Origin of the sequence: Chitinophaga sp., assembly GCF_039596155.1 — a bacterium.
Lineage (GTDB): Bacteria > Bacteroidota > Bacteroidia > Chitinophagales > Chitinophagaceae > Chitinophaga.
On the sequence record NZ_JBCNKF010000030.1, the window covers coordinates 37,488 to 53,237 of the forward strand.

The window sequence follows — 15,750 nt, forward strand, 5'->3', positions numbered from 1 at the left end:
CATGCAGCTTTACTTAGACAATATTGTGTTTACTATTCAAAGGGCCGGTGGTGTGTCCATGTACTGGTATGAGCTCCTCAAAGGGCTCTGCGGGGCAGACCTGTCACTCAACTTTCTGAATGCAGACCCACATTCTGAAAATCTCTTTGAACAGCAACTCGACTACAGCCCTTATCCCTGCATCCGTGAAAGCTGGATCCCGCCGAAATACCTGCGTTATCTGCCACTACGTTACACATTGCCTTCCCATGCAGTGTTTCATGGCGGATACCTAAGGGTATCTCCGCAAAAGGATATCGTCAATATTCTCACCTTACATGACTTTGCACATGAGCGAAGGATGGCTACCCGTTTCCCCCGCGGACTGGCCAACATCCAGCAGAAGGCTTATGGCATACGCCATGCAGACGGCATTATCTGTATCTCAGAAAGTACCCGTAAAGAGCTATTGTATTTCTACCCTAAAACAAACCCTGAAAAAGTCAGGGTGATTCATCACGGTATCGCTGATTGCTTTTACCCGCTGGACAAACAGCAACTTCCGGACTATCGGCTACCTGCATCGCCTTATATTTTGTATATCGGTGTACGTAGTCATTACAAAAACTTCGGACAGGCAGTTGCTACGCTGCAATTATTACCCGCTCCTTATCAGCTGGTGATAGCAGGTGGTGAGCCCTGGCAATCCAAAGAAATAGAAGCTCTGGAGCAGGCGATTCCCGGCAGGTACCATATCATCAGGAATGTAAGCTCAATGGAGTTAAACATCCTGTATAATTATGCCTGGTGCCTGCTATATCCATCCTCTTACGAAGGCTTTGGATTTCCTCCTGGTGAAGCCATGAGGGCAGGTTGTCCGGTAGTAGCTACCTGTACGACCTCCATTCCGGAAGTGACAGGCACGGCAGGCCTGCTGGTGAATAACCCCTCTCCTGCTGCCTTTGCGGAAAAAATTCAATTACTTGAAGATGCAACATTCAGAGACAGCATCATTCAGGCTGGATATGCCCGCTCACAACTATTTACATGGAACAAAAGCATTCAGGAAACAATCGCTTTTTACAAACATTGCTGGAACAAAAAATTTTCACTATGAATTTCATTTTCAAAATTGCCGATGCGGCCAAAGTATTTTTACAATCCGGAAGAGGGATCAGTGCCCTGTGGAAAAAAGGCGGATCCATCGCCTCCACTACGATCCTGCATAACTGTAAACACTACATTCCGGAGATAAAAACAATCATCGACGTAGGAGCGAACCAGGGTCAGTTTGCGCTTTCTGCCCGCTACTTTTATCCCCGGGCAGGTATTCACTCCTTTGAACCGGTGCCGGATGTATTTCGCACTTTACAGCAGAACATCGGCAAAGCAAATGGCATCAGTACGTACAACTTTGCATTGGGTAGCACCAGTGGCTTCCTGGAGTTTTTCCAGAACGATTATTCACATGCCAGTTCTGCCCTGCACGTATCCAGTATACAGCAGCAGTTCTTCCCGCAAACGGCAGCTGAACGCCAGATCAAAGTACCGGTAAAAAGAATGGATGACCTGATCAGCAACATCACTTTTGAAGCACCTGTGTTACTAAAACTGGATGTACAGGGTTTTGAAAAAGAAGTACTGAAAGGAGCCGCAGCAAGCCTGAGCAAAATAGATTATCTGCTGTTCGAAACTTCGTTTGTACCCATGTATGAAGGAGAACCTCTTTTTGATGAGATGCATAACTTCGTGAAAGAACTTGGATTTGAATTTATAGCACCTGTCGGCTTCTGCCAAACGGATGCCTTACAGATACTACAAATGGACCTGTTGTATAAACGAAAAACAGCAGCCTGATCTGATTACTTTTTTGACGGAGGAAGAACAAAAAGCACAGCAGTTTTGTAATAATTAGCAACCAGGTCCCCAAGTCACCACTCCGATCCTTCATAGCCTACCCAACCCTGAAAGAGTTAACAACTAACATTACCGCCAAACGGAAATTGATATACGGCAGCCAGTGCCTACAGAAATCTTATTGCTATGAAGAATCGAAATTATGCTGTTCAATATGTGCGGCAATTCATTGATTTTACTATCCTGGGGGCAGCCTTTGTCCTAACCCGCTATTACATCAGCACCAAAGGTGAAATGATCTTTACCAATATGGACGGAGTACTGCTTGGCATCAGCATCAGTACCTGGATCATACTTGGTGCATCACTTCGGTTGTATGATGAATATGACAAGGTCAATTCCTTTTCATTTGAATTTGTAGCCGTATTAAAGAATGTGCTGTTACAGGCATGTGTACTCACCTTCCTGTTCTTTTACTTATTTAAAACATACAGTTATCCCCGCACTTTTACCCTCTTATATTCCGCCTACATTTTTGCAGGGGCATTATTTACAAGATATGCGGTAAAGAAAACGCTGTTAAAACTCCGTTCTCATCGCCACCGGGCTAAAAATGTACTGATCGTGGGCACCGGCGAAACCGGCATTAACTTCTATCATACCATCACTAAGAACGGCCACTTTGGTTATAACTGTGTGGGCTTTGTAGGCGACCAGGCACAAACACAACTGCATGGTCATTACCTGGGCAACATCTCAGAACTCACCAATATACTTGAATCAAACGAAGTAGATGATGTAATAGTCGCATTGCCGGAATATGCCAGGGACCAGACAGAAAGCATCATCGTGGCGAGTGAACGCGCAGCCAAAAGTGTTAAGATCATTCCAAACGTACATCAATATTGTTCCCCTACTGTGAGTATGAACCTGCTGGGGTCTTTCCCGCTGGTGAACATCCGCTCTTTTCCCCTGGATGACCCGGGATTACAACGTATGAAGCGGGCATTCGATATTGTGTTTACGCTCGTTCTTTTCACGGCATTCAGCTGGCTGTTCCTGCTGATCGCTGTGCTGATCAAACTGACCTCCAAAGGACCGGTGTTATTCAAACAGGAGCGGTGGGGGCTGAAGAATAAAAAGATTACCTGTTATAAGTTCCGCTCTATGATCGTACAAACAAGCGAAGTAGATGCAAACGGCAGGTTCCTGCAGGCTACCCGTAATGATAGCCGTGTCACGGCTATCGGGCGTTTTCTGCGTAAAACAAATCTGGACGAATTGCCTCAGTTTTTCAATGTGCTGATGGGCAATATGTCATTCGTAGGGCCACGTCCGCATGCCACTCCCCTGCATATAGAATCACGGGAAACGGTGCAACACTATATGCGCCGGCAGATGGTAAAACCAGGTATCACAGGATGGGCACAGGTGAATGGTTGCAGAGGTGAAACCAGTCAATCAGGGCAAATGCAGAAAAGAGTAGACTACGACATCTGGTATATTGAAAATTATAGCTTCTGGCTGGATTGCCAGATCATATTCCAGACATTGGTGAACATGGTAAAAGGAGATAAGAACGCTTATTAAGAATTATGTCTGAAAGATTATTGCTGATTTCAGGCAACTATAGTCCTGAGCCGACGGGAATCGGAAAATACAACGGAGAAATGATGCAATGGCTGGCTGATAAAGGCTACGACTGTACCGTTATTACCACCTATCCTTACTACCCTTACTGGAAAATACAGCCACCCTATGCACATGCGGGGCGCTGGTATAAAAAGGAAAAGTACCCCGGACTGACCATCTACCGGTGTCCTCAATATATACCGGCAGTACCTTCGGGCATGAAGCGCATACTGATGGATGTCACTTTTTTCATGGCCGCTTTTTTCCGGCTACTCACATTGTTGTTCACTACAAAATTCGATGTGGTCATGGTGGTCGTCCCTCCTTTCCACCTGGGCTTCCTTGGCCTGTTATACAAGTGGATACGGGGGGCACGGCTGCTCTATCACATACAGGATATGCAAATAGAGGCTGCCCGTGATTTACAGATGATCCGTTCCCGGTGGCTGCTCAATACATTGTTCAGGATGGAGCAGTTTATCCTGCGCAAGGCAGACCTGGTGAGCAGTATCTCGGAAGGTATGATGAGAAAGATCGCCGCAAAATCGGGTAAGGAAATTTTCTTTTTCCCTAATTGGGTAGCCGTTAATCACTTCTTCCCTATGGATGGAAGGCAACAGCTGAAAGCAGATTTTGGCTTTCATGCAGAAGATAAAGTGATACTATATGCAGGTGCGATTGGAGAGAAACAAGGGTTAGAATCGATCCTGGAGGTAGCCCTGGCCATGCAGGAGAACGACCGGCTCAAGTTCCTGATCTGTGGAGCTGGTCCTTATAAAGCCTCCCTGGAAAGCAAGGCACAGGCCATGTCCCTGCAAAATGTGATCTTTTATCCTACTCAACCATCCTCGCACTTCAACCGGTTCCTGAACATGGCTGATATTCACCTGGTAATCCAGAAAGCCAATGCTGCAGACCTGGTCATGCCCAGCAAGCTGACTACGATCCTGGCAGTAGAGGGGCTGGCGCTGATTACAGCCAATGAAGGGACCAGTCTGTATGAGCTGGTAAATAAGCATCAACTGGGAATAGTGGTGCAGGCAGAGAATCAGCAGGCACTGTACGAGGGATTGCTCCAGGCTATAAATGAAGATTCCGGACACATCACCAGTCGCGCTGGAGATTATGCCCGGAACTTTCTGGCTATAGATTCGATTATGACAAGCTTTGAACAGGGAGCGCTTAAGGCTTCCAGATAATACGTGCTGCACCGCTCACATCTCCGTTATATTCGGTAGAGTTGAACTTCACCGTACAGAAACTAATCGTGGTCACATTATTATCGATAGAAACGTATACAGAACCAGAGTTGGTATCTGTCGTCCATGGAGCGGTAGTGATCGCCTTGGCAGTCAGTCTGCAATATCCTGAAGGCAGCGCGGAGCTGGACTTCTGAATAGAGTAAATCCCTTCTGCAGGCGGCTGATTGCCCGGGAACTCGATAGTAATAGTAGCGTTACCGTTAGTAGCGGTGACCATATAATCACTGCTACCGGTATTACCTATCACCTTATTAAAAGATAGGTCTACCACACCTTGCAGTCTGGCCTGATTACTATCCAGCCCACAGGCATTTGTAGGACCAGTTACTGTGATAGTATCCGAAACGCCGCTGTAGGTACAGCCACCTGTGGTAGTCACAGTCAATGAATACACATATCTACCCCTGGCAGGGTTTGTTATTTTAGGAGACTGCTCAGTAGATGTGTAACCATTAGGGCCAGTCCAGGCATAGGATTGAACTGCACTTACACCGCTACTGGTGAGGGCAAGTACTTCATTGTTACCAATGGGACCATTGCTTTTGATTTTCGGCTTAAGGCCTGTATCGCAGGCGGCACCGCCTTTGCCACATCCAATAAGTGCGCTGATCCATCCTAAGATTAATACGATAAATATAGATTTATACTGCATTGCCAAATATTCATCAATACGAAATAATATTATATGCTTTACTGCCGTTTATATGTAACCAATCGCTTCAGTATCTACTAAATTTTTCCAATTCTTACTACCGCACATAGCTCTTCCAGCAAGAACAACCATCGTTGCTTTGGCATCATATTCGATAAAAGGATGTAAATCGGAAATAAATATAGTAAATACTTTAGTTATTAGTATTTTTTAATATTAATAATATATGAACGGATAGGGATTTATAAGTGTTAAAAAGATTAAAATTCTATCAGAATCAATGGATTGGAGGGGGTATATTATATATGTAATTTTTTTTAAAAAAATGAAAATTAAGTGGACATTTTAACATTTTCGATGAAAAATGGCGGTTTTCCGGGAGCATCAGGGGTACATCGAAAAGGAGGTAATGAGGTCAGCTTTGTGGATAAATTTCAAAAAAAATTGCCTTTACCAAACGGTAAAGGCAATTTTTTTTGCTGTTGTTCAAGGATTATTTAATGTCTATTACCTGTTCTGCCAGGTTCCAGCCGCTCACAGTTACCTGTGCCTTACCACTCTTGCCAATCACATCGCCGCTGATAGTCACTACTTTCTCTTCGCCGGGTACTACAGACACGTAGTTATCATTATAAAACACAGGCAGTATTCTCTTCTTAGTCTGTGCATCCACCAGTGATACCCTGTTAAAGAATGCCAGCGGACCATTTCCAGGATTACTGATCTTCACCTGGATATCATTCCCGTTTCTCACTGCTGTGATCTGTGGTTTTGCCTGTTCCATTTTCTGTAAACCGGAATAGTTACCTTTTGCATCAGGGAACCAATACAGGTTATCGTCCATCAACGTCTTGTCGGCTTTGAGCAGACGAACAGACAGGAACACGCCTTCTTTCTCACCCACCTTGTCCAGGAATGATTTGATGCTCATGATCTTCTGTACATTGGATGGACCAATTTCTGCGAATACCTGTGTGATCAGTGTGTCATGACCTTTCATATCATACGCCTTCAATTGCAGCATGATATCGTGATAATAGCTGAAAGTATTATTGACAATGAACACGGTACCATCGATCGGATTTACCATCCCATGTACGGGTGTAGCTCCGGTTCTGTTTCCATACAAACATGCATTGGGATCCAGGTAGTAGTCGTAGTGCTGTCCGCGTAATGCAGTCCATGGGTTCTGTGTTTTCCAGATGATCACACCTGTGTACCAGTCCCACATGTGAGAACTGAAACCTTCCATCAGACCGCGGTACTGGTCATAGTTGACCAGTTGAGCCTTATTGGTCCAGTCCCTGATATCTTTCGGTTTACCATATGGATCCAGGGAATTGAAGTAAGGAATATATTTATGGTAATCCCATACTGAATCTACACCACCTGGTTTATTTTCAGGACTTACCAGGTTTTCTTTTGGAATAAAGCGCTCCAGGGATTCCAGGTCACCTACGCCAACAGAACCCACTTCGGAGTTGAACGGCCAGGTTCTTTCGTTCCAGAATACATTCAGTGGCTGCCAGTTGTAAGGGCCATCACCATTGCCACCGAGCATGTTGTAAGACATACTATCGGTATTGGAATAATGGAAGAAGTAACGGGTGCCATCCAGTTTAGGCATAATGCTATCCGCCAGTACATCGAAGATGTCTCCCGGAGGTGTGATTTCATTACCACCGCACCAGAATGCCAGGGAGGCATGGTTACGCAGCAGTTTCACCTGGTCTGCAGCAGAGTTGATCCACAGGCGGTGATCATCAGGATATTGCCTGCGGGTCCACTGGTCTTCCTTCTTCATGGGGTCTACCCAGCGACCGTTACAGTCGCCACTCATCCAGAAGTCCTGGAATACCAGCATACCATATTTATCACAAGCCTGGAAGAACTCAGGCCGTTCGGTAAGACTACCTCCCCAGATACGGATCAGGTTCAGGTTCATATCACGGTGGAAACGGACTTCAGCATCGTAACGTTCTTTTGTGAACCGGAACATGGCATCGGAAGTGATCCAGTTACCGCCTTTGATAAAGATGTTCTGACCGTTTACTGACAGCTCGCGGCTCCTGGTATGTGTGTTCCAGAAGGTACGGATTTCGCGTACACCTACCGTAATTTCTTCTGTATCGTCTACTTTGTTGTTCTCTACAAATTCAACTTTACTCTGGTACAGGTGCTGCGGACCATAACCAGCAGGCCACCAGAGTTTAGGATCTTTCAGTTCCAGGTCAGGCAGTTGTACTTCGGTGTGTGCTTTGGGTGCCAGCGTTACTTTGCTGCTCACTGTTACACCTCCTATAGTATAACGCAGGGTACCTGCAATGCTCTTAGCTGTTGCATTTTCGAGTTCTGCACTCACCCTGATAGTAGCAGGTGCCTGCTTACCTTCCGGCCATCTCGGACCAGGTACGTTGGTGACCACATGTGGGTTGCTGATATTTACGGCACCGGTTTTTTCGATAGTCACCTTATCCCAGATACCGGTATTACGGTCACGCATCGGTTGAATCCAGTCCCATCCAGCGGTATACTGAGGGCCTACATTTTTGGCGATCACGCCATCACCACCCTGACCACCATTAGGATTACCTACGTTTACAGGAGGATAGACGATTACAGCCAGGCGGTTCCTGCCATCCCTGGCCAGGAAGGAAGTAATGTTGTAAGAATGGCGGATATAAGTACCGTAATGCGTAGTCGCATTCAGGCGATGACCATTCAGGTAAATATCACAACCGTCGTTCACTCCCCTGAAGTGCAACCATACCTGGCCATCAGCAGCCGGTGTTGCTTCTGAAAAGTCTTTCACAAACCAATAGGTATAATGATCGCGCCCTGTGGTATAGATATCAGGTATACGCTCATTATTCATTCCATAGAAGGGATCTGGAACGAGCTTGTTGTTCAGTAATGTCGTTAAAACAGTACCTGGCACAGTGGCTGGCAGCCAGCCTTTGAGCCCATAGGTGGGAGTTGACAGTGCTTCGCCCTTTACAGTGACGTCAGAGACATTCGCACATTCCCAACCACTGTTAAGTTCATATTGGCTTTGCGCCATCAATTGTAAAAAGGGTGCCAGTAAGAGACCTGTCACATTCAGTAGTTTCCGGACCATAATTATGCATGAAAGTTTAGAAGGCAATATTGCCGTGTTCACTGTTCGGACAAAAATATACGTTGGAATTTCAAAATCAAAATGATGCTGATTAGTTAGGTCAAATATAAACTACAAAAGGAGAATTACGTATCAGAACAGGAAAATAAAAAAGCCCCCTCGATGGAGGGGGCTGCTGAAATTCGTTTTATTTATCAACTTGCTGAAGCGACTAATACGATCTTCACATACAGGTTACCCGGAGGGTTTACAGTAGACCCATCAGATCCCTGGATTTCAAGATACAGCACACCTGGTTTGTAAGTGTAGATAATGGTGGTTCCGTTATATACATCCGGTAAAGCTTCCCAGGTAGTGCCATCGCCGGAGATGTATACCAGCACACCATCTGTCTGGTTAGTACCATCGGTAATTTCAGGCATATTGATCTGGGCGAAATAAGTTTTTGTATTGGAATCATAAGTCCAGTTGTTGGTGGCAACAGACGTTTGAATTGTTGTATTAGGAATTAATTCCTGGGTGATATACTCCTTTTTACAACCGGATACAAGAGAGCCGAGGGCCAGTACCAGCACAGCAAGCAATAATTTAGTTTTCATAAATAAGCATGTATTGATTAATTACAGAAATAAGGAACATATATCCTTATCTTCAAATACGATGCCATATTTACGGAATCAGGAGTCCTCCAATACTTTCAGCGTTTTCTCTGCTTCTTTTCTTACGGCCGGGTTTGTACTTTCCGTTAAGCTGATCACTCTCGATTTCATCTCTTCCGCCTTGCGTTCTGCCAGTACCTGCAATAATGCGATCTGCATTAGCGGAGGTTTATTTTGCAGAGAGATGCCGGCAGTAGAAGCGACCATTTTACTCCGCATTGTGAGCAATACATCCCTGATTAAAAAGATCGTACTACTGTCTGCTTTGTTCATTTCATATACGAGAGAAGCGATCATGGTTGTATTCCCGAGCATACCAGCGGCTTTGATCGCTGCCGTCTTCACGACCCTGTCACTATCTTCCAGGGCCGCCTGTATCACCCTTGTGGTGGCGCGCTGCCGGCTTTCTCCAAGCAACAATAGCATACCTGCTTTTACGGCACCTTTTTCCCTGGGCACACGGTCTATCCAGTAACTGGTATTAGCAGCATTCATATTCCTGGCGGCCAGTCGCAATGCGGCGGCCCTGAAGGCCGGATCTGCATCAGCAGCGGCATCACCCAATATCCTGTTGGCGTCGCTGAAGCGGACGGTAACCATAATCTGCATCGCGGCGATTCTTGCCGGCAACTGTGCATGTGACCTGCATTCTTTCAGCAACCGGGCGGCAATTACCCGTGCGGGTTCCTGCGGCCAGTTCTCTGCCATACGTTGTGCAAATAATATATACGCTGCCGTAGCATCTGAGCTATCGTATACATACCCTGCTTTAGCAGCTGCTGCATGCAGCAATGAATCACTGCTCTCATTACCAAGACTGGCGATTGCCATCAATGCAGCTCTCCGCTGACGCAGGTCTTTTGTATTGGCTAATGCGGTAACTGCATCCAGCCCGCTCAGATAACGCAGCTCTCCGATCGCATTGATCAGTGCTATTCTGCAGTTGCCTTTTGCCTTTGATAAAGCATATACCAGTGTTGGTTTAGCAACGGGGCCGCCTATCTGGATCAGGGCTCTTGCGGCTGCATCGCACAGTTGTTCCTGTACAAGATAAGGGCCGATCGTTACAGCCGCGACATCGTTCCCACACAGCTGCAGCTGATTGATAAGAAAGGTTTTTGCAGGGATCGTCTTCACCAGTTTCAGTGCCTTACAATATGCCTTTACAGCCGTTTTACGGGCCGAATCCTGCAAAGCGGCAGTAACATACCCTGTATAAGCGTGGAGGGCATATTGCACGTTCAGATTCCCTGTTTCCGTCATCATTGCCAATGCCGTCAGTCCGGGTTCTCCCAGCTTCTCAAGCTGCTTCATGGAGATGTTTTTCAAACTGTCATTAGGTGAAGGCATCTGCTGCAGGATCATAGCGATCCTGCTTGCATAGGAAGAAGGTTGCGCCTGCCCTTTTATAAGGATAAAGGTGTAGAAGATAAATAATATAAGCAGTTTCGAACGCCTCATGGTACACAGTTATTTCCAGGTGGTGCGCAGGGGCTGATTCAGCAACCTGTTTGCACCCTCATCGAAGAGAAAATTTTGTTTTTCAGGATCAAACTGGAGGGAACGGCCCAGTTGAAGAGCAATCTTACCGATGTTGACCAGGGTACAGGAGCGGTGTCCGTTTTCCTCGTTTGTCACGAACGTTTGTCTTTCTTTCACGGCTTTCACAAAATCTGTGACGGCCAGTGGCGGATCGGGGTAGTTGGCCAGTTGCTTTTCCAGGTCTGGCAGATCTGACTTGAAATCGGGAAACAGTTTGCCGTTAGGTCCGGAAATGAACGGCGCATTTGCATCGTTCCCTTCTGCATCCAGGATGATCTTGCAGCCATCCTGATAGGTAAAGGTGATCTTTTTCCAGGTACCGACTACGTCAGGATGTTGCAAGGGTGCTTCTACAGTGACTTCTGTAGGGCTGGTTTCATCTTTATCCAGCAGGAACTGTACCGGGTCAAGGTATTGTTGTCCGGTTTCTCCCAGCACGCCACCGCCATAATCCCAATAGGCCTGGAAGTGCTGGATTCTGTCAATATGATAAGGTTTATAAGGGGCTGGTCCGAGCCAGCGATCATAGTTCAATGTAGCAGGCACAGGTTGGGCGGGGAGTTTCGCCAGTCCCATCTCCTGAAACGGCCAGCCGAAGCCGGTCTGAGGGCCCAGGGTGATGGTAAGTGGCCATCCCAGCAGCCCGCTGGCGGTCAGTTTCTTCAATTTTTTAACAGGTACATGGGTACCGTAGAAGTTACCTTCCAGCCGGTGGTTCATATTGAGTCTGAAAATACGACCATAGGTCTGCACGGCATTGATCACCTCGCGGCCTTCGGCAATGGTGTGGGTCATCGGGGTTTCGCACCAGATGTCTTTGCCTGCGGCGGCGGCTTCGGTAGCCATGAGACTATGCCAGTGTGGTGGTGTGGCAATATGTACAATATCAATATCCTTTTGCAGGAGCAGGTGGCGATAATCGTCGAAAGTTTTGACTTTATTATCCAGCAATGCGGCTGCCTGCCCCAGTTTATTCCTGTCCACATCACAGATAGCGGTCACGCGGGTACCGGCATCGTTCAGGTGCTGGCGGCCGGCTATACCGGTGCCAATCACACCTTTGGTGAGCTGGTCGCTGGGCGCCAGGTGCCCCCGCCCCAATACATGCCGGGGAAGAATCGTAAAGGCAACCACTGTACCGGCTATATTTTTCAGGAATTCACGTCTATGGTTTGGCATAGGATCTCAGGTAATGAACACGAGGCGACAAGATATGCATTTTTTATAAATATATTTTTTATGGTGGGGGACAAGAAAAATTTTACTTAAATTAGGAGATACCCTAGACCATTGAACACGAATCCCATGTCAACCAATCGCCACGAGCAAGTCATAGCCAGCATCAGCGAATACCTGTTGCTCAATCTGAACAAGCCAGTTAGCATTTCACAACTGGCTCATTCTCACTATATAAGTGAATCAAAGTTGAAACAGGATTTCAAAAAATACAAACATCTTTCTCTGATAAACTGGTTATTAGAGCAAAGAATGCAAAAGGCATTTCAGCTTTTACAACAATCTGATAGTAAAATTTCCGATATTGCGGAAGAAGTTGGATATAGTAATGTGTCTAGTTTCAACCGGGAATTCAGGAAACATTATGCCTGTTCTCCCCAGGAAATTCGGAATGGAAATAGTGAATAACGTAAAACCGACCGGGGATTTTTAACGTATATATACTCAGTGTCAAAAAATTTCTGCATTATTCTTTGAAATCGGCAGCCTTGCCGAAAGAATTATCAGACAAGCACTTACAACTGTATAACGTTATAATAAACACTTTTCCCTGTAACTTTTGCAAATCATTAACAGCCGTGTTCAAAGTTTATTTTCTAAAAACAGCGATGTGTTTAGTAGTTTTGCCCCGCTTTTATAAAGTAAACGTATACAACAGCCGGGCCGGCAGATTAGTATAAAGTGGATACATTATGTGTCATGCGAATCATAAAGATCTGGGGGCTAACGACCTACAGAAAACGTTGGGTTCTTATTGTTCCAATCTAATTAGTATACATGTCGCGGCTTTATAAGCAAAACGAAAGACACCAGACTACAACAATGCACAATGCTTTTCCAGATTACCACAGCGTAATATAAAATATTCATATGGTGCCTTGAAAAAGGTGCTGTCACCTTCGTTTACGAACAATGCAAAATGAAATACCGGTACTTTAGTCCTTTAGTGCCGGTTTTTTTTGTCCGTAACTTTAATAGGAAGGTCTTTGGGATCTGGTTTTTTCAGGGGTATTTTCCAGCCGCTCATCCAATTGCTCATCGCTCATTTCTCTTTCTGATTCGTCCAGCGGACGTTCTGCTTCTTCAAATGCGCCACCCGAGCCGGTGTGCAAAATTTCGTTTTCTTTAGGTAGTCCGGTCGGTGCTCCGGTATCTTTCACATAAATCATTGGTATACACATTTTTCCATTCAGAGGATCAATAACAATGCTAATCTAATAAAAAACGGGTGGATTCCATAATGGCAGGGGCTTAACTCTTTATTAAGAGCGGGGTTTTGTACAACAAAACCCCGCAGAATGACTATTTTAACAGCTTATAAATCCCTTTCCCCCAGAGCTTTCCAAGGCTTTCAGCCCCGATTTTGTTGGGATGCAGGTAAAACACACCCTGCCAGCCTTCTTCTGCCTGCAGTTCAGCCGCTGCATGTTGCTTAAAATACCCAAAACCCTGCTTATCGCCCACAATGACCTGTCCGGGCTTCGTTCTTCCATATTCCTTTACCAGGTCATTAATTTCAGGGAAATAGGTCTGCAGCCTGTCCAGACCGCGTTGTAAATAGATGGCGCCGTTGTAGGTATTGGGGCTATACCAGATGGGCTGGTGTACAACCACCCTGCTATCAGGAAAATCGGCCAGCAACTGGTCTATAATGGCCTTTAAATTCTTTTTATAGTTTTCGGGAGAAACAGGTGCCCCGTTGGGCCCTTCTACGGCACTATCGTTTGTACCCAGATCAATAGAAAATACTAACAATGCATCTTTCTCTGCCTTATAGACTTCAGCGGCGGCGGCTATTTTTTTAAATGCTTTGCCGGTAGCTGGCAGAAAATCTACTGTGGTATAACCGCTTACACCCTGGTTGGAAAAATTCACTTTACGTACTCCTTCCTGCGTTTGCAGCCACTCTGCGGCCCTCGCCGGCGGCGCCTCTTTTTCCGGTTCTTTTAATGTGGCTCCATGTGTAATACTGTTTCCAATAAATACAATGTTCAGATTAGTGACGGCTTTCTTTTGCGCCATCGACGGTAGCTGGGCAATTACCAGCATGAGCAGGTATACACCTGCCCTTTGGCCATAGGTTCTCATATACATGACAGTTTATCTTCGCCACTGGAAGTAGAAACAGCTCCCCTCTCCCAACCGGGATTCCACCCACACTTTGCCCCCTTGCGTTTCCACCAGTAATTTGAGGATATTAAGTCCTATCCCTGTCCCCTTATCATCATCCTGGTCTACCTTTTCAAACAATCTAAAGATCCTTTCATTGTCCTTGTCCTCGATGCCAGGACCGTTGTCTCTGACATAAAAATCATAAAATTCACCATTGGGTGTTCCTCCCACACTGATCTCTGCTACCGCTTTATCATTATACTTAATCGCGTTACTCAGTAAGTTCTGGAATACCTGCTGCAATTTCTGCCTGCTGGTATGCAGCACGGGCAGATTTTCCTGCACCTGAATATGTACATGTGCCGGAGGGAACAACAGTTTAATTAACTGCTCGAGCATTTCGTTCACATGTACATCTTCTGTCTTGTTGGAGAACTGATGTTCTTTGCTGTAGTCAAGAATAGCTGTGATCATGTCTGCCATTTGTGTGGCGGCATTCACAGACATGTCCATATACTCCTTCAGCATAGGGGATTCTCTGATCGTATCTTCTTCCTGCATCAGCATCAGCAAGCCTGTAATACCCGAGAGCGGTGTTTTCAGATCATGTGCTACTACCTGCATAAAGCGCTCCAGCTGGTCATTGATCTGCTCTTTCTCCTTCAGTGTCTGCTTCAGTTCATCCTGATAAAAATATAATTGTTCGAATACGTCTACCTTGGCACGGGTCACATTGATATCCAGTGGTTTGGACAGGTAATCGACCGCTCCCTTTTCAAATCCTTTCAGCACATAGTATTCGTCCTTATTAATGGCTGTCACAAAAATGATAGAAATGTTCCTTGTCTTCGGGTTGGCTTTGAGCAGGCGGGCCACTTCAAAACCGTCCATATCCGGCATCTGTACATCCAGCATGATCAACCCGATATCGTCATGCTTTAATACCTGCTTCAACGCCTCATTGCCCGATGCAGCCAGTAAAAAGGTCCTATTATCAGCCAGTAGCATTTGTTCCAGTGATAATAAATTCTCCATTCTATCATCTACCAACAGGATGGTAAATTTTTTAGTCATTCTCATGGGCTATCTTTTAACGGCTAATCTTATTTATATATACGAATAAAACCTTCATCATGGTTCATTAATTATAAATTTTATTATATCTTCAACTGACAGTACGTGAATCCCTTTGCACATTTCAAGGGCTGCCAGCGGCATCGCTTCGAAGGCAGCCGTAGCAGGATCCTGTACAATCCCTGTACCGCCGGCAGCGATGATATCCTGCATGCCTGCTGCGCCATCTTTATTGGCTCCACTCAACAGAATGGCCAACGCTCTGCTCCCATATACATCTGCCACACAGCTAAAGGTCATGTCGATGGAAGGCCGGCTGTAATTGACAAGTTCTGAATAATCCAGCATAAAAGTCTTATCTGCTTCCAGCATCAGGTGATAATTCTGGGGGGCCAGGTATATGTTGCGGGGCTTCACAGCTTCTTTATCTTCAGGCTCAATAATTCTTCTTTTGGCGGAGAGCAGCCGGCCCATCTCACTTTGCACATTACGGAGCCGGTGCAATATGATAACAACCGGCGTCTGCAGATAGTCTGGCAGTGCATCGAGAATGCTGGTTAATACAGCAATACTACCGGCGGATCCTCCGATTGTGATGATATCGTACTTTTTGTTCTTCATAAATTT

General features: G+C 45.8%; 14 protein-coding genes. 5 read left to right on the forward strand and 9 right to left on the reverse strand.

Annotated features, from left to right (window positions below; all coding sequences use genetic code 11):
• The first annotated feature begins 1 nt into the window (after position 1).
• The 4 genes from ABDW33_RS24435 to ABDW33_RS24450 all read left to right on the forward strand — a co-directional run bounded on the left by ABDW33_RS24435 (position 2) and on the right by ABDW33_RS24450 (position 4,667).
• Positions 2-1,096 carry a glycosyltransferase family 1 protein gene (locus ABDW33_RS24435; RefSeq protein ID WP_343692724.1) on the forward strand — a complete coding sequence of 365 codons (1,095 nt, stop codon included), beginning with the start codon at positions 2-4 and terminating at the stop codon, positions 1,094-1,096.
• Positions 1,093-1,836, forward strand: a complete 744-nt coding sequence (locus ABDW33_RS24440; protein WP_343692725.1) for an FkbM family methyltransferase — start codon at positions 1,093-1,095, stop codon at positions 1,834-1,836. The genes ABDW33_RS24435 and ABDW33_RS24440 overlap by 4 nt, the downstream gene beginning before the upstream one ends.
• A 186-nt stretch (positions 1,837-2,022) precedes the next feature.
• Positions 2,023-3,426: an undecaprenyl-phosphate glucose phosphotransferase gene (locus ABDW33_RS24445; RefSeq protein WP_343692726.1), complete on the forward strand. Its 1,404-nt coding sequence runs from the start codon at positions 2,023-2,025 to the stop codon at positions 3,424-3,426.
• A gap of 5 nt (positions 3,427-3,431) precedes the next feature.
• Positions 3,432-4,667, forward strand: a complete 1,236-nt coding sequence (locus ABDW33_RS24450; RefSeq protein WP_343692727.1) for a WcaI family glycosyltransferase — start codon at positions 3,432-3,434, stop codon at positions 4,665-4,667.
• Here ABDW33_RS24450 and ABDW33_RS24455 read toward each other — a convergent pair.
• The 5 genes from ABDW33_RS24455 to ABDW33_RS24475 all read right to left on the reverse strand — a co-directional run bounded on the left by ABDW33_RS24455 (position 4,651) and on the right by ABDW33_RS24475 (position 11,880).
• The gene (locus tag ABDW33_RS24455; protein WP_343692728.1) at positions 4,651-5,382 is read right to left on the reverse strand and encodes a hypothetical protein; all 732 of its coding nucleotides are present in this window, start codon (positions 5,380-5,382) and stop codon (positions 4,651-4,653) included. The two genes, ABDW33_RS24450 and ABDW33_RS24455, sit on opposite strands and share 17 nt — an antisense overlap.
• A 493-nt stretch (positions 5,383-5,875) precedes the next feature.
• A complete protein-coding gene (locus ABDW33_RS24460) occupies positions 5,876-8,500 on the reverse strand; it encodes a glycoside hydrolase family 2 TIM barrel-domain containing protein (RefSeq protein ID WP_343692729.1) in 2,625 nt (874 codons plus the stop codon).
• Positions 8,501-8,694: 194 nt separating this feature from the next.
• Positions 8,695-9,099, reverse strand: coding sequence for a hypothetical protein (locus ABDW33_RS24465; protein ID WP_343692730.1), 405 nt, complete (start codon positions 9,097-9,099; stop codon positions 8,695-8,697).
• Between the two features lie 78 nt (positions 9,100-9,177).
• Positions 9,178-10,620, reverse strand: coding sequence for a HEAT repeat domain-containing protein (locus ABDW33_RS24470; protein WP_343692731.1), 1,443 nt, complete (start codon positions 10,618-10,620; stop codon positions 9,178-9,180).
• A gap of 9 nt (positions 10,621-10,629) precedes the next feature.
• Positions 10,630-11,880 carry a Gfo/Idh/MocA family oxidoreductase gene (locus tag ABDW33_RS24475; protein WP_343692732.1) on the reverse strand — a complete coding sequence of 417 codons (1,251 nt, stop codon included), beginning with the start codon at positions 11,878-11,880 and terminating at the stop codon, positions 10,630-10,632.
• A 126-nt stretch (positions 11,881-12,006) separates the two neighbouring features.
• Here ABDW33_RS24475 and ABDW33_RS24480 point away from each other — a divergent pair, with 126 nt between their 5' ends.
• Positions 12,007-12,345: an AraC family transcriptional regulator gene (locus ABDW33_RS24480; RefSeq protein ID WP_343692733.1), complete on the forward strand. Its 339-nt coding sequence runs from the start codon at positions 12,007-12,009 to the stop codon at positions 12,343-12,345.
• A gap of 563 nt (positions 12,346-12,908) precedes the next feature.
• On the opposite strand, the gene ABDW33_RS24485 is transcribed toward ABDW33_RS24480, so the two are convergent.
• The 4 genes from ABDW33_RS24485 to ABDW33_RS24500 form a co-directional block, all read right to left on the reverse strand.
• On the reverse strand, positions 12,909-13,106 hold the full coding sequence (locus tag ABDW33_RS24485) for a hypothetical protein (protein WP_343692734.1): 198 nt from the start codon (positions 13,104-13,106) through the stop codon (positions 12,909-12,911).
• 133 nt (positions 13,107-13,239) lie between these two features.
• On the reverse strand, positions 13,240-14,025 hold the full coding sequence (locus ABDW33_RS24490) for a GDSL-type esterase/lipase family protein (RefSeq protein ID WP_343692735.1): 786 nt from the start codon (positions 14,023-14,025) through the stop codon (positions 13,240-13,242).
• A gap of 12 nt (positions 14,026-14,037) precedes the next feature.
• Positions 14,038-15,129 carry a hybrid sensor histidine kinase/response regulator gene (locus ABDW33_RS24495; protein ID WP_343692736.1) on the reverse strand — a complete coding sequence of 364 codons (1,092 nt, stop codon included), beginning with the start codon at positions 15,127-15,129 and terminating at the stop codon, positions 14,038-14,040.
• 51 nt (positions 15,130-15,180) lie between these two features.
• A complete protein-coding gene (locus tag ABDW33_RS24500; RefSeq protein ID WP_343692737.1) occupies positions 15,181-15,744 on the reverse strand; it encodes a chemotaxis protein CheB in 564 nt (187 codons plus the stop codon).
• Positions 15,745-15,750 lie beyond the last annotated feature (6 nt).